The organism is Cupriavidus pauculus (assembly GCF_022179805.1).
Classification (GTDB): Bacteria; Pseudomonadota; Gammaproteobacteria; order Burkholderiales; family Burkholderiaceae; genus Cupriavidus; species Cupriavidus pauculus_E.
Genome location: NZ_BPUO01000036.1, coordinates 1 through 1,271 on the forward strand (window position 1 = coordinate 1; position 1,271 = coordinate 1,271).

The following is a 1,271-nucleotide window of genomic DNA, read 5'->3' on the forward strand; positions in this document are numbered from 1 at the left end:
CGGGGACATGGGTAACGGGTGTTCGGATACATAGGTAACACGTGATCTACGCGCATCAGGGTGCGCGTAGATCGATTTCTCCGATCTCGAAGCGGCTGAACCAGACCGCGAAGCAGCCATCCTCGGCCTTGGGTCGCAAAGCGATGCGTCGCCCGATGAACGCCTTGCCGATCCGCACGCGTCGTCCTTGTACGTCGATACGCGCATTCCTTCCGACTTTATAGACCCTGTCGCTCGACAGGTACTCCACCTCCGGCAGCCGCTCCGGATACGTGATGGCGCTGGACCGATAGCGCTGCAACGGCACCGCCATGCCCAGCGCTTCGTGAGGGCGCTGGCCGTTGTAGCGCTGCCGATACCGGTCAAAGTCCCGTTGGGCATGGGCGTTGTCGGCAAAGCAGCGATGCTGCAGCAACTCGACCTTGAGCGTGCGATGAAACCGCTCGTCCTTGCCTTGCGTCTGCGGGTGGTAGGGCCGCGAGTGGCTGACGGCGATCCCGAGCTGCATGAGCCAGACCGTCAGCGCCGTGTAGCCCAGCCCGTCGGCATCGCCGCCCCACGGCGGCCCGTTGTCCATCGTCATGCGTCGCGGCAGGCCATAGCGGCGGAACGTGGCGATCAGCCAAGGCTGGACCGTGTCGCCACGCTGGTCGTCGCAGGCCGCCAGGCAAAGGCTGAAGCGCGAGTGGTCATCGAGCACGGTCAGGGGATGGCACAGTCCGCGCACATTGCGCACGTAGCCCTTGAAGTCCATCTGCCACAGGTCGTTGGGTTCGGGATGCTCGAAACGCTGGAACGGCGGCTGCGCTGCGGCGCCGTCGCCCAGCCGGCCATGCCGGCGCAGGATCTCGTGGATGGTGCTGGCTGCCGGCACCCGTGGCAGGCCCGCGTTCTGCAGCAGCCGCGCCAGCTTGCGCGCGCCCCAGTACGGGTGCGCGTCGCGCAGCGCGAGCACCTGCTGTTCGACCTCGCTGGCCGTATGCAGGGGATGCGAGCCGGGCCGTCGAGGCTGGTCGAACAGCCCGGCGGCTCCTCGATCCTCGTACCGCTGCAGCCACTTGTAGAGCGTCTTGGCGGAAATCCCGTAGCGCCTGGCCAGCTCCCGGCGGTTCGCCTCCGGGTGGCTCGCCAGCGCCATCAGTTCCACGCGTTGATCCATGAGTGACACTTCCTTCCATGGCATGGCAGGTCTCCAAAAAGACACTGCCGGCCAGTCTAGACGTGTTACCCATGTTCCCGAACGGGTGTTACCTATGTTCCCGGTCTGTACA

The 1,271-nt window shown here is 65.5% G+C and carries 1 protein-coding gene; it reads right to left on the minus strand.

Translation table 11 applies throughout. The features are described 5' to 3' along the window. Window positions 1-55: 55 nt before the first annotated feature. Window positions 56-1,183: an IS481 family transposase gene (locus tag MFF62_RS30715; RefSeq protein WP_238267948.1), complete on the minus strand. Its 1,128-nt coding sequence runs from the start codon at window positions 1,181-1,183 to the stop codon at window positions 56-58. Window positions 1,184-1,271: the final 88 nt, after the last annotated feature.